Source organism: Bacillus sp. JAS24-2 (genome assembly GCF_008274905.1).
GTDB lineage: Bacteria > Bacillota > Bacilli > Bacillales > Bacillaceae_G > Bacillus_A > Bacillus_A cereus.
Window position 1 is genome coordinate 2,803,346 of record NZ_CP031068.1, and the last position, 23,471, is coordinate 2,826,816.

Consider the following 23,471-nt stretch of genomic DNA (forward strand, 5'->3'; position numbering starts at 1 on the left):
ATTATAGCACACTATTAGTATCAGGTGTTAAAAGTAGCTATAATAAATATTTTATACTATGAAAATCTCTTTTTTCTTACTCATTACTTACAAATTTCTTACGTCCAAAATAGCTTCTATAATTGGACAGACGGAGCATTTTATGTATCAAAGAAACTTCATATTTTTCCAATAAGTACATAAAAAACAGCGAGTTTTTTCACAAGAAGAAAAAAGCTGCAATCAGTCAGTTTCACCGACTTATCGCAGCTTCTCTTCTTTTTACCTTATTTTATCGATGAAGCCAAACTGCACCTGCAGACTTGTCTTCAGCTTGGCCTACCACTTCAAACTTCAGTCCTAGCTTCGGTAACTTACGTCCTGCATCAGGAATAACGCTGTTGATGTATTGCTTAGAATCATCAAATTTTGCCACTCCTGGTAATCCTTTATAATCAAAGATACCGCGTGTTGGTGAATTTACTTTCCATGCTGGTGTTTGATCAAATGAGAATGCCGCATCGGCAATTTGATAACGCGTACTGCTCTTCACAGTAGGTTGTCCGTTTAATGTCCCTACAATTGCCTCTGGATGAGAATCTACTACTCCTAAGAACCCTTCACCTGGATGAACGCCTACCCAGTTATCTGTAAAGCTTTGATCCGCATACCATACAACCATTCCTGTATTAAATACTGGGCCACGTGCATATTGTAACGCAGTGTCAGAACCAGCGTAATTTCTCCACTCTACATAGTAATTATGTTTTTTCTGTTCAAATCCGTTAGACACAGTAAAGCCTTTTAACGTCATTGCGGGCTGACCTTCTGCATCATCAGAGAAAACAACTTTTCCATCTACAGTTAAGGCTGCATTATCTAACGCAAATCCTTTATAAGCTACTGCAATATCTGTTAAGTACTCAAATTGCAGTTTTACTTTTTTTCCTTTGAATTGGCTTAAATCGTATGATTTATCAACCCACTTACCATCAGTTGTATCCGCGCCGCCTTTTATATCTTTTTCGCCCATTCTATCAATGCGTGTCTTCGTTCCATCTTCTGCAATCGCATATACGTCAAGGAAATCATACTTCGCTTCAAGTTCGTAAAATGCCTTATAATCGAACTTAGCATCCTTTGCATTTGTTAAGTCAAATACTGGTGTCTCAAGTGTTGTATGAATGTCATTTCCTTTTGTACTGTAATAGAACTTCTTACCAAACGCTGATTCGATATTTTTTATATCTTTGTCCGGCAAGTTAACACGAACAATTCCAGGTCGTTTAGATTTTGTAGTACTTTGATCTACATATGTTGCAACACCGATTCCTTTGCTAAGTTTGTCATAATCTACTTCAAGAATATTCGCCCAGTTCCCCTTCATATTCTTTTGGAAAAACTCTTTATTTTGTGGCGAGAAACTCGTTGGCTCTGTTCCTGCAATTTTTCCAGCCCAGCTACCACCACTCATAATAGACCATGACTCAACAGGTTCACCTTGTCCTGAGTACTTTGTATCATATTCATCTGGTAAGCCTAAATCATGGCCATACTCATGTGCAAACACACCAACTGCTCCGTCTTCAGGCTCGATTGTATAATCATATGCAGCCATCTTTCCGCCCCAGTTCGAAACAGAAGATTTCGTGCCATCAATTGCATATGGTTTTGAACCTAGTTTTGAACGATGTGACCAAATCGCATCATCTTTCAATTTACCGCCGCCAGCTTCTTGACCAACGCCAGCATGTACAACCATTAAATGATCAATAATGCCATCTGGCTCATTTTTATTTCCATCACCATCTTGATCGTATTGATCAAATTGGTCATAGTCTGCTAAATTGATTCCTTTTGCTACCGCTGCTTTTAATGCTTCTTTCACAAAATCTTTTGGTCCTAAAGGCCCCTTGTTATCATGCCCAGTACCCGCATCAGCACCATAATCTGATGCTTTTCCTGGAACAGTAAGCCATTCTGTTACAGTCCCATCAACTGTATAGCTACCACCAGATTGTTCTTCATAATATTGCTTAAATGTGTTAATTTTCGATCCATCAAATAAAGTAAATGGTTCATCACCAAATAACATTTTTTGATAATGTTCACGATTAAAGTCCTTAGAATACATGTATCCTGGCTCTTGATCAATATTGTTATGCTTAAAATCGCTAAATTCTACAAGTAAAACAAGTACTTTATCTTTTCGAACAGCTCCATTGTATTCTTCTTGCTTCGCTGATGTAGTAGGTACTTTTCCATTTAATTTCCCAGGGTTCAATGCTGCACCTTGTCCAGCTACTGGGCCTACTTCAGGCTGCTGCGCCTGTTCATTTTCCCTCATTTTTGCATCTTTTACTTTTTTCATAAAGTCAGAGGCTTCTTGCGTAAGACTATCTCCTGTTAAGATTTCTTTCCCAGGGTTTTCCCCTTTCTTTTTCTCAACATATTTTTCGACAGCCTTTGAAGTCTCAGCTTGTGATGCAGATTGATCAATTACCCCCCGTTGTTTTAGCGCTTCAGCCAAACGCTCCTCCGGTATTAAGTGCTCATCTATTGGTAGAGATGATGTTGGTGTCTCAGCATACGCTGCGTGACCTCCAAAAGCAAACGTACTACTTAGTACTGCTGCTGTTGTTAATACCGCTAATGGTTTTAATTTCTTTTTCTTTTTCAATGTATTTCCTCCCCAGTGTCTGCAAATTATCGTTTTTTGCCGATAACAACACAATATTCGTTATAATACGAATATTCAATCTTTTTCAACAAATAAAATGTTGAGAAATATTTTTTTATGCAGGGTGAAATACATAAGATATAAAAACAAACAGACTCTCCTATAAATAACAGTGAACTTTTATATGTTCTTAGTTACAATCAAAATCCAGTAAATCTGGGATTCATACTTTTTTAATAAAAATAAGAATTAAATATTTTCTATACTATTTAATCTATGGATTACCATATTACTAACTATTCTCATTATTACAAGGTAATAGTGGTTCGTACATCATTATAGCGTGATTCTCTGTTACATATTGATCTTCTATTAACTGTTTCTGTTGATTATATATTTTACGTTGAATCACATTATGTCGTATATAACCGCCCCAGTATGCCGGTTGAATTGAGTGTTCTTTCTCATACACTTCATATTGATAAAGTTGCGGATAGACTGTTCTCCATTCACCAACTAAATGTTCATCTGTCATATAAAGGTGAAGTTGATACGGTTGGTCCGTTTCATTTTTAATTTGTAAATCCAAATAGTTATAGGAACAAGTCGCCCCACTCCCAAACGGTTGAGTTCGCCTAGAGTCAGGAAAGACATCAAAGCTATGACGATATCGTTCTGTTACTGTCAGTGGTGTATGTAAAGTCATCCAATATATTAAATTCGAAAGCTGACAAAGACCTCCTCCAATACCTGTTTGAAAAGATCCGTAATGTAATACCATACCTTCTACATACCCTTTTTTCCTCGTTGGCTTACCTATTAAACGCCAGTAAGAAAATGTTTCTCCCGGTCTAATGACGATACCATTTAGTTTTTTAACAGCAATTTTCAAATTAACAACCTTATTCTGTTGATACCACATATCTACATCTTTGAGCTTACGAAGTAATATCGTTCGGTGCTGAATTGCTGTACAAGGTAGCTTTTCTTGTTGGAACCTTTTTGCATATGTTTTTCCATCTGCCAACCACTGAATGTACCTCTTTGTAGAGTAATACCACTTCCCTAGCATAATGCGATACTTAGACCGCTGTTTAGGACGTAAGTGCACTATATTCATTTTATTCCCTCTCTCTTTCTTCAAGTAAATTCTAATATATTTCTAATTCAATAAACTACAGTTTTCTTAGCTGCATAATAATTTCCGCAAAAAAATAATAAATTTACTCTAGTGGAGATTTTATTTTGATGATTGCTTTATAATTATATAAAACTGAGCTTCAATACAATAAATTGAAATAAACATATTATAAATATAACGGATAACCTTAAATAAAAAATAATGAACATTAAAGAAATTCTAAAGTATTAATATATTTTTCGTAAATATTAATTGATAACACATTAGACTTTCTATATGTATAACTTCTTATTCTACAAAATGAAATTTTTTAATGTAAGAAAAAATATAATTTCCCTTTAACATTTATACAAGTCTCATATGGAAAACTTTACAAAACAATTCGAACACTTATATTTAGAATAAACACAAAAAATTGCCACCAGTTAGCTTAACTGGTTGGCAATTTTTTAACGAGAATGCTTTACAAATAGTTGAATTGCTTCTTCTGGTACATAGCACTTTCCATTACTCTCTACAATAATACTTCTTAATTCATACCCTTTACCATTGATACGAATTATATTTTTGTTACCAAATAATTGTGCTTCTACTTTATTATGTTTTACTACGAGTAACGGGTTTGCTCCTTCGATTTTGTCGGCTGTTACAGTTGCACCGATTTTCTTAAAGGCTTGTTCACTCTCTAAAAATATTTTATTCGTTACTTCTTCTAAGTTAAAGCCCATCGCTTTCGCCATCGTCTTCGCAATGTCTGTATTTTGGATTAAGCCTTCTGGTTTTTGAGGTCCATAAGAATGTAAGAATACATCCTCACCTGTATGTCCTCCTGTCGTAAAGCCGATATTTGCACGATTAGCCAATAATGTAGTAAGAATTCGTCCTACATCCATTTTCTTTTTTGCCACTTTTAATTTTTCTTTTTCATCATGAGTTAGATTATCCAAACCGTATAGTTTAGCTACATCTTCTACATTTGATAAATCAGATTTCAGTTTATTTATAGTTCCTTCAAGTGTCATTTTCGCCTTTTTCAATGGATCAATGTATGCAGAAACCGGTGTAGTATTGTATCCTTTTGTCGTATTCCTATTCCCTATAGAGATGCCGCTGTTACCATGATCAGTTAAAGCGATGAGCATCGTATCCCCATCTTTCTTCGCAAATTGTAACGCCTTTGCTATCGCTTCATCAAATGCCAATACATCACTAATCATCCCAATTGGATCATTAGCATGAGCTGCCCAATCAGGCTTACTACCTTCTACGAATAAAAAGAAGCCATCTTTATCTTTTGATAATGTTTGAATTGCTTTTTCTGTCATTTGAGAAAGTGTTGGTTGTTCTGGATTTGTTGCTATACGATCCATATCAAACGCAAGAGCATGATGTGAGAAAGAGCCCCAAATTTTATTAGATTTGGAGTTCAATAACGCATCTTTCGTTTCAACGAAATCGTATCCTTTGTCTTGAATCACCTTTACTAAATTTTCACCATCTTTTCGGATTCCATTACTTTTCATAGGTAACAGCGCCGCTTTTCCCCCGCCTAATACGACATCTATATTTTGATATACTTGCTGCTTCGCAATTACGTCAAAATGTTTGCGATTGACATGGTGAGCGGAGAATCCGGCCGGAGTAGCATGCTGAATTTCAGATGTAGCAACAATGCCAGTTGCACGACCAGTACGTTTTGCGCCTTCTAATACGTTTGCGACCGGCCGTAACTTGTCTTCTTCTTTTATTGGCTGTAAGCTAGGCGAACTTACAATAGAAGGTAATACACCTACATATCCTGAATTCGATTTATTTCCAGTTGCTAAAGCTGTTGCTGCTGGCGCCGAGTCTGTAATAGCTGATTCCGCCGAAAACGTACGAACACCTCCTGTTACAATTTGATCTAACGTAAGCGGTGCCCCTTTATACCAGCGAGCCAATGTTATCGCCGTTGAACTCGTTCCGTCCATAACCATCATAATTATATTTTTAGGCTGGTGTTCTACTTTTTTCACCTCAGCTTTGGCCGCATGATAATTCATCATACTTTCCGTACTTAATACGCTTACTATTATAGCTCCCACTAATAGTAACTTTTTCATCTTCACACCATAATTCAACATGATTGTTCCTCCATAAACTTTGCATTCATTTCAATACACCTTATTTCCTTTTCCATACCAAAACCTACATATGTTTTATTAGTTCCCAATTCTCATAAAGCTAACAATAGTTACTTTCTCTTTCTTTAATTAAATATCGATATGTATCATTTATCTTATAAAAAAGATTTAACATCCTTTTCATTAATTACTTGTTTAACAATAAATCCTCGATTAAAAGAAATAAAAATTTATTGTTAAACAATAAATTTCATGTTAAATTAATAAGATATTAAATAAATGAGGTGCTTTTTATGAAACAAGGATCCACACTCTTTTTAAAGACCGTTGTAATTCTGATCGGAATCCCCGTTCTTGCTATGTGCATTTTTTTAGTCCCTAAAATAGGAAATTTCGCCGCAGAATTATATCCAGATATTGCATATATTAAATATCTTGTATTTATCAATTTATACGCAACAGCAATACCTTATTACTTCGCACTGTACCAAACATTTAAGCTTTTAAACTATATTGATAAAAATAACGCATTCTCAGAGCTATCTGTTCAAGCTTTAAAAAATATTAAGTACAGCGCATTGGCAATTAGTGTATTATATGTATTAGGTATGCCACTTTTCTATCTCGTGGCAGAGAGAGATGACGCCCCTGGCATTATTATTATCGGGATGATTATGATTTTTGCTTCAATGGTAATCGCGGTCTTTGCTGCCGTTCTCCAAAGACTATTAAAAGATGCTATAGATATAAAATCAGAAAATGATTTAACGGTCTGAGGTGAATAATATGGCAATTATTATTAATATTGATGTAATGTTAGCAAAAAGAAAAATGAGTGTAACAGAACTTTCGGAGAAGGTTGGAATTACAATGGCTAACCTTTCTATCTTGAAAAATGGAAAAGCAAAAGCAGTCCGTTTTTCAACTTTAGAAGCAATATGTAAAGCATTAGAATGCCAACCGGGGGATATTTTAGAATATCAACCTGAAGATACCGAGTAAAAAGAGTCCTTCATACGAGAAGGACTCTTTTTATTACACATTACGGTGCAAAACTAATTTGACCAGTAAACAATAGGATAATTGTTATGATCCAAAATATAAAAAATGATGAGGACAGTATTAATGAAAGAATAGCAATTCCCTTCTTCTCTGTTCTTTTCGTCATTGTGATTATTGAAAGCATGATACCTACACCTGTAAGGGCAATTGTAATATAATCCCCAACTATATTACCTGCATTGGCTATCCTTGTTGGCGTTATAAAAACGAATAGAAAACACAGAATGCCGATGAGTAAAGATACATAGCTTATTATACTGTACTTCTTTTTAGGAACTATTTCAGTTTTCATACTAACCCCACCCCTTCTATATAGCTATGAGTGCATATTAACATGAATAACCATAATTTAGTTAAAATAAACTGGCCACTTCCTTAATAAAGATGGACGATTATCCTTTAATCTCTAGTAATTATTATATACAGAAAATAAAGTGAAACTTTAATCAGTGGAGGTTTTGTTCACCCTCCACTGATTATTAGTTGAAGCAATCAGGCTGCCCGTTATTACGGAATAAAATGAAAGAGTTCTAAAAAATAAAGACTGTACCTTTAAAATAAAAGATTCAGTCTTTATTAATAACTTTTTTTATAAAGAAAACTCTCTATCACTCACTATCTTAAAAAACTCCGAGTACTGTGATAAAGAATAATCCGCTACATCACAATTACCTTGAAACATACATGTTAAAATACCTAATTCTTTTGCAGGTAATAAATCTAATTCTCTATCTCCAATAGCTAAATCAATATTATGCTTTTTATGTAAATGATTATAAGCTAAAGAGTTGGGCTTTCGGGGAAAGCCATCGTCAATTGTAACCATATCTACAAAGTATTTTTCCCAGCCGTAATATTTTAAAATGTCCATAACTCCTGCCCTATGTTTATGGGTCATAATCACATTTTTATCTGCAAATTTCAAAACCTCTTCGACACCTGCAAAAGGTTTCATATCTTTTGGCGTGAATTTTCCCTTCAAAACTTTAATCTTTTCTTCCTGCTCGCATGAAATATTATAATACTGAATTGCATGAGAGTATGATATTTTTAAGTTTTTGTATATTTCTTATTTTTCTACTGAGTCACCTAATATTTCAGAAAGCATTATTGTATATGCAGGATACGTATCAAATAACGTCCCATCAAAATCCCATAAAATATTCATTCTATTCACCTTCTATTTTCAAATCATTGGATGACTAAATCCGCCCTATCCCTAGGCAATTCCGTTTCTAAGTAATAATCCTCTGCTTTCCAATACCTATTTTCAAACTTTGAAAGGTTTTTCTGTGTCTCCTCACTCTCACGTAGAAACCTTGTCTCTCTTGGACAGTCCAAATAGACCATATAATGAAAGAAATCTCTCCATTCTTTTCGCTGCAGAAAAACTCCTTCAATAACAATTACGCCTACAATAGGAATCTGTACTTTTTCCATTTCACATATATCTGTTTCTTCATGAAAAAAAGGTAATTTCAATTTTGTTTCGTGTTGTAGCTTTTGAAAAAATTTCTGCCTTAGCCATTCAATGTCCCATTGTAAATAATAATACTCGTACCATTCTTCATATCCAGTATGATATCGTTTATTACGCTCCACTATATGATCATCAATATGGAAAATATGAAACGGAATGCCTTCTTGTTTCATATTTTCTTTTAAATTGGCTACAAATGTTGTTTTTCCAGATCGACTTAAACCATCTATACCTAAAATGAATCTATTTTCCCTATGCTTCTTCATAATCGTTATAAGTTCGTTTGTACTCATTACTTCTTCCACTCTTCTTTTAATAAAGAATATAAAATGGTATCATGAGCAACTCCATTTTGAATCATATGTTTTCGAAGTAATCCTTCTTCTTGAAATCCTGCTTTACTTAATAATTTTTGAGAAGCTTTATTTTCTACATATACAACAGCAGCAACTCTAATAAGTTGCAATGTTTCAAACCCGTAAGTTAAAATTGCCTGTAACGCTTCCGTTGCATACCCTTGTCCCCAATATGTATCGTCTAATTCATAACCAATTTCAGCTCGTTTATGATGATTATTAATTAAATGAAATCCGCACGTTCCGATTAATTGGCCCGTCCCTTTTTTCTCGATTCCCCAGCGAAATACACTGCCCTCTTCATAACGATTTTTAAACGTTTGAATCGTTGTTTTCGCTTGCTCAATATTTTCAAAAGAATCCATTCCGAAATAACGTATAACTGATTCTTTCGAGAAATATTGGAACAGCGTTTCTGCATCTAATAGTGTAAGTTCTCTTAGTCGTAAACGTTCTGTTTCTAGTTTCGGAAATCCCATCTCTCTTTCTCCCTCTATTCTAATGAACTGCAAATTTCAATATAATTTCCATCTGGATCAGCAATGTAGGCAATTGTTTGTCCCCACGGTTTTACAATAGGTTCAACTAAAATCTTGATTCCTTGTTCTCTAAATTGCTCAATCGTTTCTTGTACATTCTCAACAACGAATCCTAATTCGAAATGAGAAGACTGTAATTCACCTTCTGTAAGCGGTAGTCCTGTTAATTCTTTCACATCTTGCCGCGTATTCATCGCTAAAATGGTAGTTCCAGTATTAAATTCAATATATGTTCCGTGCTCTGCTTTTATAGGTAACTGTAAAATATCTTTATAGAACCTTAAACATGCCTCAAACTTTTCTACATATAAAATGATGTACTTCATTTTCAAATTCATTTTACATCCCCCTTTATATCCATCCCTAAAATTTCGACAAATGTCTCATAAAAACCTTGTTTCTTATAGTAACGAGCACAAAAAAATGAGGCCGATTTCTCGGCCCCCCAGCTTATTGGCATAAAACAGGAGATTTGGTTTGGACATAACCAGTTCGTACTTTTATTATATTTTATTTTTTCTGAATTTTAAATGCATTAAACACCTATTTATATTGAGAAAGTTTTTTGCTTGCATAAAATTAAAGATTTTAAGAAATGATACAAATGGAGGTGTATACATATGGAACCAATGCTATGTCCAAGCTGTAAAACGAACCGTACTCGCTTTAATATTCTTGAGCAACAAGTAAAACCAGTCAAATTAAATCCACAAACTGGTCAAGTAGAAGAAGAATACACAAATGAAACGATGAATGCTTTTCATATGGCCTATCAAGGACCTACTTATCGCGTCCAATGCGCTGTATGTGGGCTTGTTGAAAACCCAGAACAATTTATTAAACCTGCTCAAAATCAGTCTTTCTAATAAAAACATGATTATCCCTTATAGAAATAGATTTTTCTATAAGGGATTTTTTCGTTTAATAAGTTAATTAAAAATGGATTTCTTCCTTATTATATATTAAACTTCGCACTATTTTGCTAATATTCAAAAAAGGGCAATACATCAAGTAATATTAATATTTAGGATTTCGGATCATTTTAACTAGTGGTTTATTATTAAGAATCATTTCTTATTCATTTATGATTTTTATTTGGTTATAAGATTTTAATACTTAACTAGTAGTTCTACACCTTAATTGCATAGTTTTTATTATATAAAAAAGAGTGAGCAAATTAAGTTTATATAGAAACAAAAGAAGTTGATCCCGGTTTTCCCTCTCATCAACTTCTTTTAAACTCCACTCTTTATTATAATATTTCACTTTTTAATTTTTTGATTTTCCAAGAGAGTCTTATAAAAAAGTACATCCACATACAACCTGAAAGACCTGTCGTAACTTTCGCCCACATTGGCAATCTTGATTCCATCGGGCTTAAAAATAGGTTATACATTGATGGTAATATACTTGCTGATATAATAACAAGGAATAGCAATAATTCATTTAGTTTTTGTATCCTCGTCTCTTTTTCTGAGTAAATATCAGGCAATTCATTAACCTCTTCTACTTCTTTACAAAAATAATTCCATCTTGTGAAACTTGTTACGCGTTTCCAACCTGACATTTCGTATATTTCGAAATACTCTTGTTGTTGTTCTTTCGAATCTCTATAAACTAATCTAAAATCAGCTTTGTATATTACATCTTTTGGCTCAGTTTTCTGAAACGTATACATTAAATTATATTTTTGTAATGCCCAACCTTGCTGATGCATCTTTCGTAAAAAAGCTTCTTCTTTTTCTAAATTCCATGCCGTAAAAAATTTAAATACCCTTTTTGTCTCCATCTTCCATTCACTCCCCTAATATACTGTTTCCATTCTTTACAGACCGCTGTAATCTGTTGTACTCCAGTTCCAGTACTTCTCTCCCAAACGGCGTTAACTCATAGCACTTCTTTCTATCTGTAGAGGCAACTTCAACAATTAATTTTTCTTTAAGTAATTTCGTCGTATTCCCGTATAAAGTACCAGGACCGAGCTTTACTTCCCCATTTGTCATCTCTTCTACCATTTGCATAATTCCATATCCGTGCATTGGTTTCACTAGTGATAACAATATGTAATATGTCGCCTCAGTTAACGGAATATATTTTTGCGCCTTCCCATTCATTATAACTACCTCCGATACATCGCCTTATGATATATCGACTTACGATACATCGTATATCGATATTGTATAATCATATTCCAAAATATGCAAGAGTAATTTAATAATTAAATATCCATTTCTTTGAATTAAAAAACCATACAAATTTTCTGAATAATTTGTTAAAATATAGAAATATTAGCTCTTTTATAATGAAAGGAATGGTACATATGATAAATAAATTGAAAGAAAACATCGGATCTGTGTTTGTTGGGAAAGAAAATGTTATTGATCTACTGCTCGTTTCACTTCTTGCTGATGGACATGCACTACTCGAAGACGTGCCTGGTACTGGGAAAACGTTACTGGCGAAAACCATTTCCAAAAGTATTGGTGGTAGTTTTTCTCGCGTTCAATTCACCCCCGATGTACTTCCAAGTGATATAACAGGTATTGAATACTTCAACCCAAAAACAAGCGAATTCGAATTAAGAATTGGACCAGTTATGACAAACATTTTGCTGGCAGATGAAATTAACCGTGCAATGCCGAGAACGCAGTCGAGTTTGTTAGAAGCGATGGAAGAACGACAAGTGACGCTCGAAAAACAATCTACGCCTCTGCCGAAACCGTTCTTTGTTATTGCGACGCAAAACCCAATTGAATCACAAGGGACTTTCCCTCTTCCAGATGCACAGCTTGATCGCTTTTTAATGACGATTTCAATCGGTTATCCTACTCCTGAAGATGAGCTACAAATGATGCGACGTTTTCGGAACGATTTACCATTAGAAAGTGTCACATCTGTCATCTCATTAGAAGATATTTTAGAATCTCAAAAACGAGTAAAAGAAATATTTGTTTCGGAACCGTTAGAACATTACATTATTAAACTTGCTCATGCTACAAGAAATCATGATTATATCGCTAACGGTGTAAGCCCACGTGCCACATTAGCTTTAGTACGTGCTGTTCAAGCTTTAGCCTTTTTACATGGGAGAGAATATTGCACACCAGAAGATATACAATTGTTAGTTCCTTCTGTTTGGAATCACCGTATCGTCTTATCAATGGAAGGTGCATTACGTACGACAAAAAATGATATTATGAAAAGTATTTTAAAAGAAGTTGACGTACCTGTGGAGATTGAGCAAGCATGAATGGACAGCGTGTTGTAACTGTGCCTTTATTTTTTCAACTCCATATTATTCAACTAACCGTTCCAATCGCGTTACTTTTCACATTCTTTTTCCCGCAACGAATGCTTATGTTTCTCTTTTTCTTCTATTATATATTTGCGATTTTTATTTATAAATATGTCGCTTTCATAGAGAAGAAGTTTCAAATCATAAATGAGAAACAAACTACACGGCTTTTTCCTGAGGAATCTGGACAGTTTTTTATTCATTTAAAAAATGGAGCCAGCATACCGCTCGTTAATGGTGTTTGTTACTTTCATTTAAATTCGTCCCTTATACCGCATAAAGAGCAAGGCATTGAACAAATATCAAAAACATTATTCTCTTTCCCATTTTCACAACCTGCAAATTCGGCACAAAAATGGGGTTTAACATTAACCGCAACGAAGCGTGGTGTGTTTCAAATTGAACAGTTTGAATGTGTATTAAAAGATCCATTTCATCTATTAACTGTACATTTACCTGTTTTTGATAAATTAAGGACTGAAATTATTGTGTATCCTTCTCCTAAAGAAGTAGCAGGTTTGCAAGAACTTCAGCAACTTTTGAATGGATTTTATCGAACGAATTTTTCTTTTTACAATGATGAAACATCTATTATCGGTGTAAAGCGATATGAGCGTGAGTCTTTCCGCTCTATTCATTGGAAGGCATCTGCTAAAATGCAACAATTACAAGCGAAGCAATATGAACCTGTAAAAAATTATAGTTGGACGATTTGTCTTTCTTTAGCTGCCGATCGTGGATTTGGTTGGAAAGATAATGTAGAAGAACTTATTTCATATGCAACATACATTTTCCAGTACACAACGAAGCACCACATTCCGTTTGAATTGTTTATTAGTGTATTAGCAGAAGGCGGTGCATTACATGTACCGTTAAATGAAGGACAAACACAATATGCAAAAGCTTTAGAAGAATTAGCCCGTATTTCAGATGATAGTACGTTACTTCCGAAACAAGGATTCCTTCATTATGTAAAGAGAAAGAGAGAACGATCGTCTACAATGATATACATTGGTTTACAAAGAAATGAACTCCCTCTTCTCTCGCAGCCAACGTTTCTCATTACTAGTGAAGGGATGGTGGAACCAGTTGAAAACTTGGCTATATCACATTCATGATTTCATTCTGCTCCTCCTGCTTTCATTATTAACAGAAAGAGATGAACTAATTAGTATTGCAATATTTTTAACAACAGGCTATATTGGAGTATTTCTTATTCATAAATTTATGCAGAAAAAAACAACAGGATTTGTAATACTTTTAGTTCTTCAAATCGTTCTTTTCTCTTTATTTTTACCTTTTTCTCTTTTTGGCACAATCATATTACCACTATTTTTCTTTATCGTACATGCGATCGAACCTGGATATCCAGTTCAAAAATCTTTAGGTGGTATTGTATGGTTTGTTGTTTCAGCTATATTTTATGCACCCTTTCCACCGTTGTGGAAACTATTAATGTTAGCCTTGCATCTTATGATTACATTTTGGTTAACCGGGGCAAATCGCAAACAACAACTATTACGTTTTGCTTCTATCATTACGATTGGCTTAATGAGTATATTAATTGTTCAAGTATTTCCTTTCATTCGACTTATTTTTGGTTTTATAACGGAAGTAGTCGCATTAGGCGTCGGCTATGCTTTAATGCCATTAATTAAAGCAGCGGAATTAAAAGATACTGAAGATGTTTGGGCAAATAAAGGACATCTCTTAAAACCAAAAATTGAAGACGGAAAAAAATTTCCTGATTTTGATCCAATACTCATAAATAGCGCTACAATAATAGTCTGTACAGCTATCGCTATTTACGTCGTTTGGAAAATAGTAAAAAAACGAAAACATTTAAGTTTACCAAATATGCCCGCCTTCGAATCTACTATCATTACTGATAAAGAAGGAATGAGCCAAAATCGTTTTAAACGAAATAAACCGCCGCATAACGAAATTCGGAAGGAAATTTTCAAGCTAGAGAGTAAGTTAACCCCTCCTTTAAATAGAAAACGGGGAGAAACTGTTGAGGCTTGGCTAGAAAGAATAAACGATGAAGAAGATGTAAATATTCAAAGTGATATTATTATAGATGCTTATAATACTGTGCGGTATTCAAATGGTGCAAACACTGTACTTCTACATGAATTTAAGGAAGAGATTCATAAGCTTTATGCATATCAAAAAAATTTGAAGAAACGAAAGAAATAACGTAACAAAAAGACTCCTATATTCATAGGAGTCTTTTTATACTTCTACGTTGCTTTTTAAATGGAAGCATTCTTCCCTGCTTCAATTTCTAATGACTCTTCATGCCACCAAAGTGTTTCTTCAGGGTCTTCTTTAGCGATTAGGTGTGCTTCTTTTTTCGTTTCTACTGTAGGATATGAACCTTTTAGCGCACGCCCTGAAGTCGTAACGAATAGTACACTAAATACAACTAATCCAATAATACTTACACCTGCTAAATAAAATGCCGGTGCGAGCGGGTTACCAGTTGCATGAACTAAGTATGAACATACGAGCGGTGTTGTTCCACCGAATATCGATACAGAAATATTAAATGAGATCGAAAGTGCTCGATAACGTACATCAGTGAAAAAGAGTGATGGTAATAATGAAGGTAATGTTCCTTCATATACACTTAAGAAGAAACCTAGTACGAAAATACCTGCAAATATAGCTGCAATATGTCCGTTACCTATTAGTAAAAATGCTGGAATTGCAAATACAGTTAAACCAAGTAAACCAATTTGCACAACGCGTTTATTACCAATTTTATCACTTAATTTACCGAAATATAGTGCTAGTGGAATCATAAGTGCCATCGTAATAGAAATAATTAATAAGCCTGTTGTTTCTTCGACTTTAAGTACTTGAGTTAGATAAGAAGGAATATACGAAAGAATCATATAATTTGTAATATTAAAGAAGGCGACAATTACTGTGCTTAATAAGAAGTCTTTTTTGTGATATTTAATAATATCCATAAATGAAAATTGTTCATTGTCTTCAGATTCCTCTTGTGCTTTTTCCATCTCTTCAAAGATTGGAGATTCATCTAGATGACGGCGTAAGTATAAACCGACCAAACCAATTGGTGCAGCTATTAAGAACGGAATACGCCATCCCCAGCTGAGCATTTGCTCATCTGTTAACAATAACGTCAAAATGGTAACAATTACCGATGCAGCAATGTAACCTGAGAGTGTTCCAATTTCAAGACCACTACCGAGTATACCACGCTTTTTATCTGGAGAAGATTCTGCGATATAAACCATTGCTCCTGAATATTCGCCGCCTGTAGAGAAGCCTTGAATCATTCGGGCAACTAAAAGTAGTATTGGTGCCCATACACCAATTTGTTCATAGGTTGGTAGTAATGCGATGAATAATGTAGAAAGTGCCATTAAAATAATAGTAGTACTTAACACGATTTTTCGGCCGTACTTATCTCCTATTCTACCAAAGAATACACCTCCGATTGGTCGAACGAGAAAGGCTGCTGCAAATGTACCGAATGTAAGTACAAGTTGCAATCCACTATTATCAACACCTGAGAAGAATAATTGACTTAAAATTACCGCTAAATACGCGTATAATCCGAAGTCAAACCACTCCATTGCGTTCCCTATACCAGTAGCAATTACTGCTTTCCTGGCTTGTTTAGGATTGACAATATTAACGTCTTGAGGTTCAAAATTTAAATCATTATTTTGTTGCATATAATAAAACAGCTCCTTATTTAATTTAACTTCTTTAAGCACACCTTCTCTTATTGAATAAAATTAATTCGAAGCACTTAAGGAAAAACAACGTCTCCTTATCTGTTATTATTATTTCACATAATTAATTATTTGTCCAATTAAATGCTCTTTTTATATAAAATTAAACCCTGTTTAACTTGTTATAAAATGACGTTTAGCTTATATAATATATACCTTTACACTACAAATGAAACTTTCATTTATTTATATTTATAACGTTTCTATAATTGCTTCCTCTAACTTAGAAATCAGTAACTTTTACTTAAGATTTGCATATATTTAAAAAGTGAACTCATTAACTCGAATTCTGTTTTATTACATTTAACTATAATATTATTATAGTTTTAAAGGAGGCTCTTTTATGTTGGAAATAATACTTTTACTTACTACTGTTTCTTTTCTCTTCATTATTTCTGGATTTTTCATTACCTTAAAACAATATAAAGAAATAAAAAATATAAAGACTATATTAACTACAAAAAAAGAAAATGAAAAAACTACATCCGAAAACTCAATCCCTATGCAATTAGACCTTAGCGTTCTCAATAATTTACTCGCGTCTGGAATAAATAAAGGTTCCAATTCAAGTAATGAAAATTCTAAGTCTGATAAAACTAAATAGTCGTTACGTATATAATAAAATATATATCTCCTATTTTATCTAACCTTATTAATAACTACCTCTGATTAAAAAGGAGACTACTTATGTGTAAAAATCCGATTTCTATTATTATTCGTATACAGCATAACATAAAAGTTTTACCTGAAATTTTGAAAGCCTGTGAACAACTACAGCCTTTAGAAATTATCCTTACTATTAACGGATGTATCGATGATTCCATTGATATTGCACAATCTTACAATTGTAAAATTATCACATTAGAAGAACCGACAGAATCAAATAATTGTTATGTAATTGGTGCCAAAAAAGCAAAAGGTAAGTACCTCTTATTTTTAGATGCAAATTACAATATCCCCCCTTCCTTACTTAAACAATTTCTTCAACCATTACTAGATAAATCAGCTGACTTAGTATTAAACAATTTAGATGATTTTTTTTATCAAAAGCAAAAGCCAACTATAGAAATGATTTGGCAGCAAGTTACGAATCATTTCTTTCATCGTCCAGATTTACATGTTAACTCACTATTATTTCCTCCCTACGCGGTAACAAAGGAAATTCTTGAAGCAATTACTCCAGAAAGTTTATTAAATCCGATATTAGCACAAATGAAAATTATTAAAAATAATTTTCGCATTAGCAATCATTTTAAAATTTCTATACCGCAAATTCCCTCCTTCCCCTCAAAACAACTCATTCGTTATCACCTAGAAGCAATTGAAAATTGGGTAAATATATTACAAGATTCAAGAGGAAACCATACTGATAATAATCGAAGGCGGGATATTATTTTAGAACTTCAAAACGGCGAACAAAGAGCTATATCCAAAATAATTACAGGTAAAGAGTTTTATTCAAATACTTATGGAAATAAACAATTATCCATCATTATCCCTGTTCAAAATGAAGAAAAAACGATAGAATCTATCATTTTTGAGGTGCAGAAATTAAAACCTTTAGAAATCATCATTATTGTTAATGGATCAACAGATAAAACAGAGGAATTGGCGAAGAATTGCGGTGCAACAGTTATTACTTACAAAGAAGCACTCGGCATTGATACCGGACGTGCCGTTGGTGCATATTTTGCAAAAGGTGATATATTATTATTTATTGATGGTGATCTCTTAATTCCTAGTTCTGATTTATTACCATTTGTACAATCTGTTCAAAATGGAACCGATTTAGCTTTAAATAAATTAGAGCACTACTACATGTATCGTGTTCCTTATACTATCGTAACTGCATGTAAGCATGTTGTTAATTTAGCATGTAATCGAAAAGATTTAGGTATGGGCTCCACAACTGCTGTCCCTCATGCTTTTAGTCGAAAATGCATTGATACAATTGGGTTTGCTTCTCTTCTTTCACCAACCTTAAGTCAAGTTAAAACAATTTTAGCAGGATTGCATGTACAAAATGTTCATTCTATCGACGTTGACAAGATAAATCGAGTTCGACCAGAAAAACACTTCTCGCAGGAAGGCTACCTTTCATTAGCAACGCAACAAATCATTGGTGATCATATAGAAGCAATTTCTTACCTCATCGAACAAAAAAAGAAACACTGAATGCTTTTAATTGTATATTCTTACCACCAAATAATATATGAATTTATTTTAAATATATAGCAAAATAAAAAAGATGGTTGTAACCATCTTTTTTATTTTTACATTAGATCAAAAGAGAAGTAGCAGGCAGGCTTTTCATTTCTGTATCTTTCTTAAGAAGTTTGAAAATAGAGGCTTGTTAATGAAGAGTCAACACTTAAATCATCTTTTAGTGCAATTGAGAAACATGCAACTAATGGTAAAGTAATAACAATTGATCCACTAGGACTAATTACAATAGTAGGACTTGTCCCACATGTGCCTCCACAATCGACTACTGCATCAATTCCACTACCAGGGGTAATTGTAATTTTAAGACACACATCTAAACAAACATTATTCGTAGTACATGCCATAACTCTCCCTCCTTTCTTTTAACAATATATGCAGTTAATCAAATTCGGACACGACTCTCTTACTAAGTCTTGTAAATTAGATGCTATTTTACTATTCGTTTTATAGGCAATTAACGTTTGATTAAACTATCTAAATTAACTAAGAAACTCAAATCATCTTTCACTGCAATAGAAATACATGCGATAAATGGTATTACATTAAAATTAGACAAACTTTCATCATTGCACCTTACGAATATTTCTGCGCCACCATTTGGATTGACTTTAGTTTCTAAATAAATCTTAAAATACCTTTTATTAATGTAAAAAAAGGTATTCTCGCCTTTCTTACATCTAATATTAAGTTAATTTCGTTACTGCTTTATTTACTCTTTACTTTATATACTTATAATAAATTGAAATAAAAAAGTAAAAACTTCTTCATGTATTTGAAGAGGTTTTTACTTTTCACTTACACTGAATTAAAAAAGCAATTTTAAAAATTTTGTTTTTATTCCAATACGTAACTCATACTTTATCCGTTGCTATTTCAAGCCGATTAATAAAGTGACTTCCAAATTAAAATAAATCTTTAAAATCCCTATTCTTTAGTAAATAAGAAAACCCTTCTACATGATCCCCAGTAATTCTCAATACAGCTGGTGGATGTCCTATCGTCGCAAAATGCTCTTGTGGCCGAATACGATTTGGTTTCATTACATCTACAAAATGGACACATCCGACTTTATACCCTTCTAATATTGCCTTTACTTGTGCAACACACGCTGTGTGAAGAGTGTCCCAGCCAATTCCCTCTAAACATTTTCTACTAATAGCATGGGGAACAGCAATTGTAGATCCTACCCCTAAATCTTTACGGTTACAAGCAATATTCAAAATATATTTATATAAACTTACAATATATAGAGGAAATCTAAGATTTAAATTTAAATCATTTAAAACCATATCAACACCATCCGCAACAGCTTGCGTTAACGGATGAAGATCTTTTGCTGGAATAGCAAAATCAGCATCAATAAAGAGAAGTATATCCCCTGTGGCTTCTTGTGCACCAATTGCCCGTCCTACATCATGCCCTAATCTTTCTTCATAAACAATTACTGTTGCCCCTGATTGCTTCGCGATTACTTCTGTCTGATCTGTTGACCCATTAATGACAACAATTATTTCTTTCGGTTCAATTTTTCTTGCCTCAAGAATAACTTCTTTAATCGTTGATTCTTCATTTTGTGCTGGTATAATAATTGATAACTGTTTTCCATTATAAATTGATGAATTCATTCCCCATCCTTTATGGAAACGTGAATAATTCTTTTGTTTTTTTAACTGCTCTATAATTTCTCTTTTTCTTCCTCCATCTGTATAGTTACCTCTATCATCTTTTCGTTGTAACCAACTCTCCAAAGCTTTTATATTTTCTTTAATCTCATATACTTCTAATTTAGTTAATTCATTTTTATAGAAAGAGGTTTCGTTTGCGGGCATATTATTCAAGGAGGTGTTAGTGATGGCTGACGAGGATTGTAGTCGCCACCCTTTCTCAATAAGAGTGACTTGGGACAGAATAGGGTTCTGCAAGATATCATATCCAATGTCTTCAATTGCTTTTTTAGTAATAGCATATGGCATAGATAACATCGAATCATATTTTAAATCCATACGCCCCAATACATCGTTTACTATTTTTCTATACACCATAGCAATACTTGGCCATTCTACTCTCATCTTTTCAAAACATACGGAGTCTATGTTATTTAAGATTACATCCTGTTCCTTTTTCAGTATCGGTTCTATAAATCGCTCTAATTCTACCGAAAAAATAACATCTTCCCCATCTAAAAATAAGACTACATCACCATTGGCGATTTTTGCCCCATGAACTGGTGCTTTCCGTTTACTTTTCTCCTCAATCACAACAACGTTACTTTCAACAAATGTTGGTATAGATTGTATCGCACTCATTCTATCATCAGCTACAATAATAATTTCTATTGGTTTTATATGCTGCACTTTATTTAAAATTTGATTCAATTTTGATTTTTCTTCTCCTAAAACTATAACGACTGATAGGTCCACTTCTTTTTGTTCTTCTCTTACAGTCTGATGAGGTTTTACTTTTTTTATATATTCAATTGTTTCACTCTTCCCTACAGCTGCATGCCCTGCTTTTTTATCAAAATATAAGTCAATTATAATTTGATTTACTTCCGTGTCTTTATCAAGTTGCTCTAATTCAGAAATAAATGGTAGTAAATGATTTTGCACATCAAATTCACACGCGAAATTTTGTAAAAAATAAATATTCGGTACATATTTAATGTGATTAAAAAATTTCACAACATTAATTCTTTCGCCAAATTTCTCCTCAATTTCTTCTCTTGATAAATTTGGATAAGACAAATCGAAAACTAGATTTATTGGTACAGGTATCCATTTTAATAAATTTGTTTGAGGATTATTAATTAAAGCTGTGGAGCCCTTAACGAATCCAGCTAAAATTAAAGACATAAATCCTCCCCCGGAACTGCCATAAAACAACACATTTTTCGAATCAACTTTTAACTTTACAAATACTATTTCTAAAATATTTGCTATATCTTGTAAATAAAATCTATTTAACTCTCCCTGTCCCCAGCCTAAAGATAATTTTCCAAGATATAACGTAGGGTCATTATAATATATAACAGTATCTTCAAATTCATCCATCCAAGAATGTCGATGAAAAATAGGTGGACCAATTGGCTGTTCTTGAAACCCACCTGCTCCGGATCCAAAAACAATAGTGTTAGAAGCATCGGGCTTAATACGAATTAAAAATTCATACGTTACTTTATCCCAATCAACCTTGAGTATAAATGGTTCTGTAATTTGAAAATCCATTTGCCATAATTGTTCATATGAAATGTTAATTTTTTTGTACTGGTCTAACAGTTTAATCACCCTTTCCATCTATTTCAAGATGTTCTATTAAGTAAGAGAGAGCTTCAACGTGATCACCAATTATTCTTAATACTGCCGGAGGATGTCCATTGTGACTTACATTCTCCATTAAACGAATTCTATTCGGTTTTACAACATCAACGTAATGTACACATTCTACTCTATACCCTTGTAATATAGCTTTTACTTGTGCAAGACTAGGGCATAGTAAGCTTTCCCAGCCTATTGCATCTAAACATGATCTACTCATAGCATGTGGAATTGCTACTAATGAGCCATTGCTTAATTCTGGACGATTATATGCTAAATTAAGCATATATTTTACGACGTCTACAACATAAAACGGAGGATGTAACATCGGATTCAAATCATTTAATGCTATGTCTACACCAGCTGAAACTGCTTTTGTAAAATGATGCAAATTACTTCCTGAAACACTAAAATCACCATCAATAAATAAAAGAATATCTCCTGTAGCTTCAAGCGCTCCAATAGCACGTCCAACATTATGACCAAGTCGTTCGTTATATTCAATAATAGTAACACCAAGTCTTTTAGCAATATTAGCCGTTTGATCTGTCGAACCATTTACAACGACAATTATTTCTAGTGGTTCTATTTTTCTCGCCTCAAGTATTACTTGTTCTATAGTCTCTTCTTCATTTTGTACTGGTATAATGACAGAAAGTTGTTTCCCGTTATAAATTGAAGAATGCATTCCCCAGCCTCGATGATACGAAGGATACTGCTTGCTTTCACCTAATCTTTGAATAATATCTCTTCTTTTTCCTGCATCAGTAAAACCTACTCTTCTTCCCTTTTTCTCTATCCATTTGGATATACCAATTAAATATTTTTCCACTTTCTCTTTTTCATTTTCTAATAATTCTTTTTTAAATAAATACCCTTCTTCTTCGAACATTTCATCTTTAGATAACGTTCTTATTGCATATTGATCGTTAATCCGCCACCCCTGATTCACAATCTTCATATAAGATAGAACGATATCTTCCATATAATTAAAGCCGATGTTTCCCACTACTTCCTTCGTAAGCGCATATGGTAACGAAAGTATTGAATTGCTTTTTAAATCTGGTCGACTTAAAATTTCATTTAACATTTTTCTCCATACAATATCCATATTTGGACATTTATCAACTTCTATAAATTTATCTATTTTGTTTAATACTACATCAGCCTGATTTGTAACGACTGGCTCAATAAAATTCTTCATTTCATTTGAAGATAATAAAAAATTACTATCTACAAATAACAATACATCTCCTTTTGCTGCCTTTACAGAAGCTTCATACCCATCATAATACGTACTATATTTATCCATCAAAACAATATGGCATTTATGTTTCTTTGCTATTTCATACAAATTACTTCTATCGTTAGGAACGAAAATTATAATTTCAAGAGGATTTAGCTTCCATATAGATTGAATTGACTCTTCTAATATTTGCTCTCTTTCACTATACAAAATAATAACCGTTAACGATTTCATTACACGCCCCCTTTACACATCAT

At 33.4% G+C, this 23,471-nt stretch carries 22 protein-coding genes and 1 pseudogene; 8 read left to right on the forward strand and 15 right to left on the reverse strand.

Annotation, left to right across the window (positions count from 1 at the left end):
- Positions 1 to 271: 271 nt before the first annotated feature.
- The 3 genes from DN407_RS14595 to DN407_RS14605 all read right to left on the reverse strand — a co-directional run bounded on the left by DN407_RS14595 (position 272) and on the right by DN407_RS14605 (position 5,923).
- A complete protein-coding gene (locus tag DN407_RS14595; RefSeq protein ID WP_000727449.1) occupies positions 272 to 2,659 on the reverse strand; it encodes an immune inhibitor A domain-containing protein in 2,388 nt (795 codons plus the stop codon).
- Between the two features lie 292 nt (positions 2,660 to 2,951).
- Positions 2,952 to 3,779 carry a VanW family protein gene (locus tag DN407_RS14600; RefSeq protein ID WP_098022293.1) on the reverse strand — a complete coding sequence of 276 codons (828 nt, stop codon included), beginning with the start codon at positions 3,777 to 3,779 and terminating at the stop codon, positions 2,952 to 2,954.
- A gap of 470 nt (positions 3,780 to 4,249) precedes the next feature.
- On the reverse strand, positions 4,250 to 5,923 hold the full coding sequence (locus tag DN407_RS14605; RefSeq protein ID WP_149216410.1) for an alkaline phosphatase: 1,674 nt from the start codon (positions 5,921 to 5,923) through the stop codon (positions 4,250 to 4,252).
- 293 nt (positions 5,924 to 6,216) lie between these two features.
- Here DN407_RS14605 and DN407_RS14610 point away from each other — a divergent pair, with 293 nt between their 5' ends.
- A complete protein-coding gene (locus tag DN407_RS14610) occupies positions 6,217 to 6,699 on the forward strand; it encodes a DUF2975 domain-containing protein (RefSeq protein ID WP_000809118.1) in 483 nt (160 codons plus the stop codon).
- Positions 6,700 to 6,709: 10 nt separating this feature from the next.
- A complete protein-coding gene (locus DN407_RS14615) occupies positions 6,710 to 6,925 on the forward strand; it encodes a helix-turn-helix domain-containing protein (protein WP_000974619.1) in 216 nt (71 codons plus the stop codon).
- Between the two features lie 40 nt (positions 6,926 to 6,965).
- Here DN407_RS14615 and DN407_RS14620 read toward each other — a convergent pair whose 3' ends face one another.
- The 5 genes and pseudogenes from DN407_RS14620 to DN407_RS14640 all read right to left on the reverse strand — a co-directional run bounded on the left by DN407_RS14620 (position 6,966) and on the right by DN407_RS14640 (position 9,698).
- A complete protein-coding gene (locus DN407_RS14620; protein WP_098022291.1) occupies positions 6,966 to 7,277 on the reverse strand; it encodes a hypothetical protein in 312 nt (103 codons plus the stop codon).
- Positions 7,278 to 7,574: 297 nt separating this feature from the next.
- A pseudogene (locus DN407_RS14625) lies at positions 7,575 to 8,153 on the reverse strand (HAD-IA family hydrolase).
- Between the two features lie 23 nt (positions 8,154 to 8,176).
- On the reverse strand, positions 8,177 to 8,758 hold the full coding sequence (locus tag DN407_RS14630; RefSeq protein ID WP_000106112.1) for a kinase: 582 nt from the start codon (positions 8,756 to 8,758) through the stop codon (positions 8,177 to 8,179).
- Positions 8,758 to 9,300, reverse strand: a complete 543-nt coding sequence (locus tag DN407_RS14635; protein ID WP_000506676.1) for a GNAT family N-acetyltransferase — start codon at positions 9,298 to 9,300, stop codon at positions 8,758 to 8,760. Before DN407_RS14635 ends, DN407_RS14630 begins: the two co-directional genes overlap by 1 nt.
- A gap of 14 nt (positions 9,301 to 9,314) precedes the next feature.
- Positions 9,315 to 9,698 (reverse strand): VOC family protein, encoded by a 384-nt coding sequence (locus tag DN407_RS14640; RefSeq protein WP_001049847.1) that lies wholly within the window; start codon positions 9,696 to 9,698, stop codon positions 9,315 to 9,317.
- Positions 9,699 to 9,980: 282 nt separating this feature from the next.
- Here DN407_RS14640 and DN407_RS14645 point away from each other — a divergent pair, with 282 nt between their 5' ends.
- Complete coding sequence (locus DN407_RS14645; RefSeq protein ID WP_000433609.1) at positions 9,981 to 10,226, forward strand: hypothetical protein; 246 nt, start codon at positions 9,981 to 9,983, stop codon at positions 10,224 to 10,226.
- Between the two features lie 386 nt (positions 10,227 to 10,612).
- On the opposite strand, the gene DN407_RS14650 is transcribed toward DN407_RS14645, so the two are convergent.
- Entirely contained in the window at positions 10,613 to 11,149 is a 537-nt protein-coding gene (locus tag DN407_RS14650; RefSeq protein WP_000448684.1) for a DUF2812 domain-containing protein, read from the reverse strand.
- A gap of 7 nt (positions 11,150 to 11,156) precedes the next feature.
- Entirely contained in the window at positions 11,157 to 11,474 is a 318-nt protein-coding gene (locus tag DN407_RS14655; protein ID WP_001013434.1) for a PadR family transcriptional regulator, read from the reverse strand.
- 206 nt (positions 11,475 to 11,680) lie between these two features.
- Here DN407_RS14655 and DN407_RS14665 point away from each other — a divergent pair, with 206 nt between their 5' ends.
- The 3 genes from DN407_RS14665 to DN407_RS14675 are packed head-to-tail and all read left to right on the forward strand — an operon-like array spanning position 11,681 to position 14,854.
- Positions 11,681 to 12,610 carry an AAA family ATPase gene (locus DN407_RS14665; protein WP_000608776.1) on the forward strand — a complete coding sequence of 310 codons (930 nt, stop codon included), beginning with the start codon at positions 11,681 to 11,683 and terminating at the stop codon, positions 12,608 to 12,610.
- Positions 12,607 to 13,773, forward strand: coding sequence for a DUF58 domain-containing protein (locus DN407_RS14670; RefSeq protein WP_098450320.1), 1,167 nt, complete (start codon positions 12,607 to 12,609; stop codon positions 13,771 to 13,773). Before DN407_RS14665 ends, DN407_RS14670 begins: the two co-directional genes overlap by 4 nt.
- The gene (locus DN407_RS14675; RefSeq protein WP_149216411.1) at positions 13,745 to 14,854 is read left to right on the forward strand and encodes a DUF4018 domain-containing protein; all 1,110 of its coding nucleotides are present in this window, start codon (positions 13,745 to 13,747) and stop codon (positions 14,852 to 14,854) included. Before DN407_RS14670 ends, DN407_RS14675 begins: the two co-directional genes overlap by 29 nt.
- Positions 14,855 to 14,910: 56 nt before the next feature.
- Here the strand turns inward: DN407_RS14675 and DN407_RS14680 are convergent, their stop codons facing one another.
- A complete protein-coding gene (locus DN407_RS14680) occupies positions 14,911 to 16,368 on the reverse strand; it encodes an MFS transporter (protein WP_001186925.1) in 1,458 nt (485 codons plus the stop codon).
- A gap of 403 nt (positions 16,369 to 16,771) precedes the next feature.
- On the opposite strand from DN407_RS14680, the gene DN407_RS14685 reads away from it, so the two are divergent.
- Together DN407_RS14685 and DN407_RS14690 are read left to right on the forward strand one after the other, a co-directional pair.
- Positions 16,772 to 17,032 carry a hypothetical protein gene (locus tag DN407_RS14685; RefSeq protein WP_000889747.1) on the forward strand — a complete coding sequence of 87 codons (261 nt, stop codon included), beginning with the start codon at positions 16,772 to 16,774 and terminating at the stop codon, positions 17,030 to 17,032.
- Positions 17,033 to 17,115: 83 nt separating this feature from the next.
- Positions 17,116 to 18,603 carry a glycosyltransferase family 2 protein gene (locus tag DN407_RS14690; protein ID WP_149216412.1) on the forward strand — a complete coding sequence of 496 codons (1,488 nt, stop codon included), beginning with the start codon at positions 17,116 to 17,118 and terminating at the stop codon, positions 18,601 to 18,603.
- 152 nt (positions 18,604 to 18,755) lie between these two features.
- Here DN407_RS14690 and DN407_RS14695 read toward each other — a convergent pair whose 3' ends face one another.
- From DN407_RS14695 to DN407_RS14710, 4 genes are all read right to left on the reverse strand, one after another.
- Complete coding sequence (locus DN407_RS14695; protein WP_000752474.1) at positions 18,756 to 18,998, reverse strand: hypothetical protein; 243 nt, start codon at positions 18,996 to 18,998, stop codon at positions 18,756 to 18,758.
- Positions 18,999 to 19,108: 110 nt separating this feature from the next.
- Positions 19,109 to 19,300, reverse strand: coding sequence for a hypothetical protein (locus tag DN407_RS32770; RefSeq protein ID WP_044797305.1), 192 nt, complete (start codon positions 19,298 to 19,300; stop codon positions 19,109 to 19,111).
- Between the two features lie 256 nt (positions 19,301 to 19,556).
- Positions 19,557 to 21,878: a glycosyltransferase family 2 protein gene (locus DN407_RS14705; RefSeq protein WP_149216758.1), complete on the reverse strand. Its 2,322-nt coding sequence runs from the start codon at positions 21,876 to 21,878 to the stop codon at positions 19,557 to 19,559.
- A gap of 52 nt (positions 21,879 to 21,930) precedes the next feature.
- The gene (locus DN407_RS14710) at positions 21,931 to 23,448 is read right to left on the reverse strand and encodes a glycosyltransferase family 2 protein (RefSeq protein ID WP_000839302.1); all 1,518 of its coding nucleotides are present in this window, start codon (positions 23,446 to 23,448) and stop codon (positions 21,931 to 21,933) included.
- Positions 23,449 to 23,471 lie beyond the last annotated feature (23 nt).

Excerpts from the sequence above, each read along its gene's own strand:
- DN407_RS14665 (WP_000608776.1), top strand. The coding sequence starts at position 11,681 with ATGATAAATAAATTGAAAGAAAACATCGGATCTGTGTTTGTTGGGAAA.
- DN407_RS14680 (WP_001186925.1), bottom strand. The coding sequence starts at position 16,368 with ATGCAACAAAATAATGATTTAAATTTTGAACCTCAAGACGTTAATATT.
- DN407_RS14600 (WP_098022293.1), bottom strand. The coding sequence starts at position 3,779 with ATGAATATAGTGCACTTACGTCCTAAACAGCGGTCTAAGTATCGCATT.
- DN407_RS14655 (WP_001013434.1), bottom strand. The coding sequence starts at position 11,474 with ATGAATGGGAAGGCGCAAAAATATATTCCGTTAACTGAGGCGACATAT.
- DN407_RS14630 (WP_000106112.1), bottom strand. The coding sequence starts at position 8,758 with ATGAGTACAAACGAACTTATAACGATTATGAAGAAGCATAGGGAAAAT.
- DN407_RS14605 (WP_149216410.1), bottom strand. The coding sequence starts at position 5,923 with ATGTTGAATTATGGTGTGAAGATGAAAAAGTTACTATTAGTGGGAGCT.
- DN407_RS14710 (WP_000839302.1), bottom strand. The coding sequence starts at position 23,448 with ATGAAATCGTTAACGGTTATTATTTTGTATAGTGAAAGAGAGCAAATA.
- DN407_RS14610 (WP_000809118.1), top strand. The coding sequence starts at position 6,217 with ATGAAACAAGGATCCACACTCTTTTTAAAGACCGTTGTAATTCTGATC.
- DN407_RS14705 (WP_149216758.1), bottom strand. The coding sequence starts at position 21,878 with ATGGATTTTCAAATTACAGAACCATTTATACTCAAGGTTGATTGGGAT.
- DN407_RS14635 (WP_000506676.1), bottom strand. The coding sequence starts at position 9,300 with ATGGGATTTCCGAAACTAGAAACAGAACGTTTACGACTAAGAGAACTT.
- DN407_RS14620 (WP_098022291.1), bottom strand. The coding sequence starts at position 7,277 with ATGAAAACTGAAATAGTTCCTAAAAAGAAGTACAGTATAATAAGCTAT.
- DN407_RS14695 (WP_000752474.1), bottom strand. The coding sequence starts at position 18,998 with ATGGCATGTACTACGAATAATGTTTGTTTAGATGTGTGTCTTAAAATT.
- DN407_RS14615 (WP_000974619.1), top strand. The coding sequence starts at position 6,710 with ATGGCAATTATTATTAATATTGATGTAATGTTAGCAAAAAGAAAAATG.
- DN407_RS14645 (WP_000433609.1), top strand. The coding sequence starts at position 9,981 with ATGGAACCAATGCTATGTCCAAGCTGTAAAACGAACCGTACTCGCTTT.
- DN407_RS14685 (WP_000889747.1), top strand. The coding sequence starts at position 16,772 with ATGTTGGAAATAATACTTTTACTTACTACTGTTTCTTTTCTCTTCATT.
- DN407_RS14650 (WP_000448684.1), bottom strand. The coding sequence starts at position 11,149 with ATGGAGACAAAAAGGGTATTTAAATTTTTTACGGCATGGAATTTAGAA.
- DN407_RS14640 (WP_001049847.1), bottom strand. The coding sequence starts at position 9,698 with ATGAATTTGAAAATGAAGTACATCATTTTATATGTAGAAAAGTTTGAG.
- DN407_RS14690 (WP_149216412.1), top strand. The coding sequence starts at position 17,116 with ATGTGTAAAAATCCGATTTCTATTATTATTCGTATACAGCATAACATA.
- DN407_RS14670 (WP_098450320.1), top strand. The coding sequence starts at position 12,607 with ATGAATGGACAGCGTGTTGTAACTGTGCCTTTATTTTTTCAACTCCAT.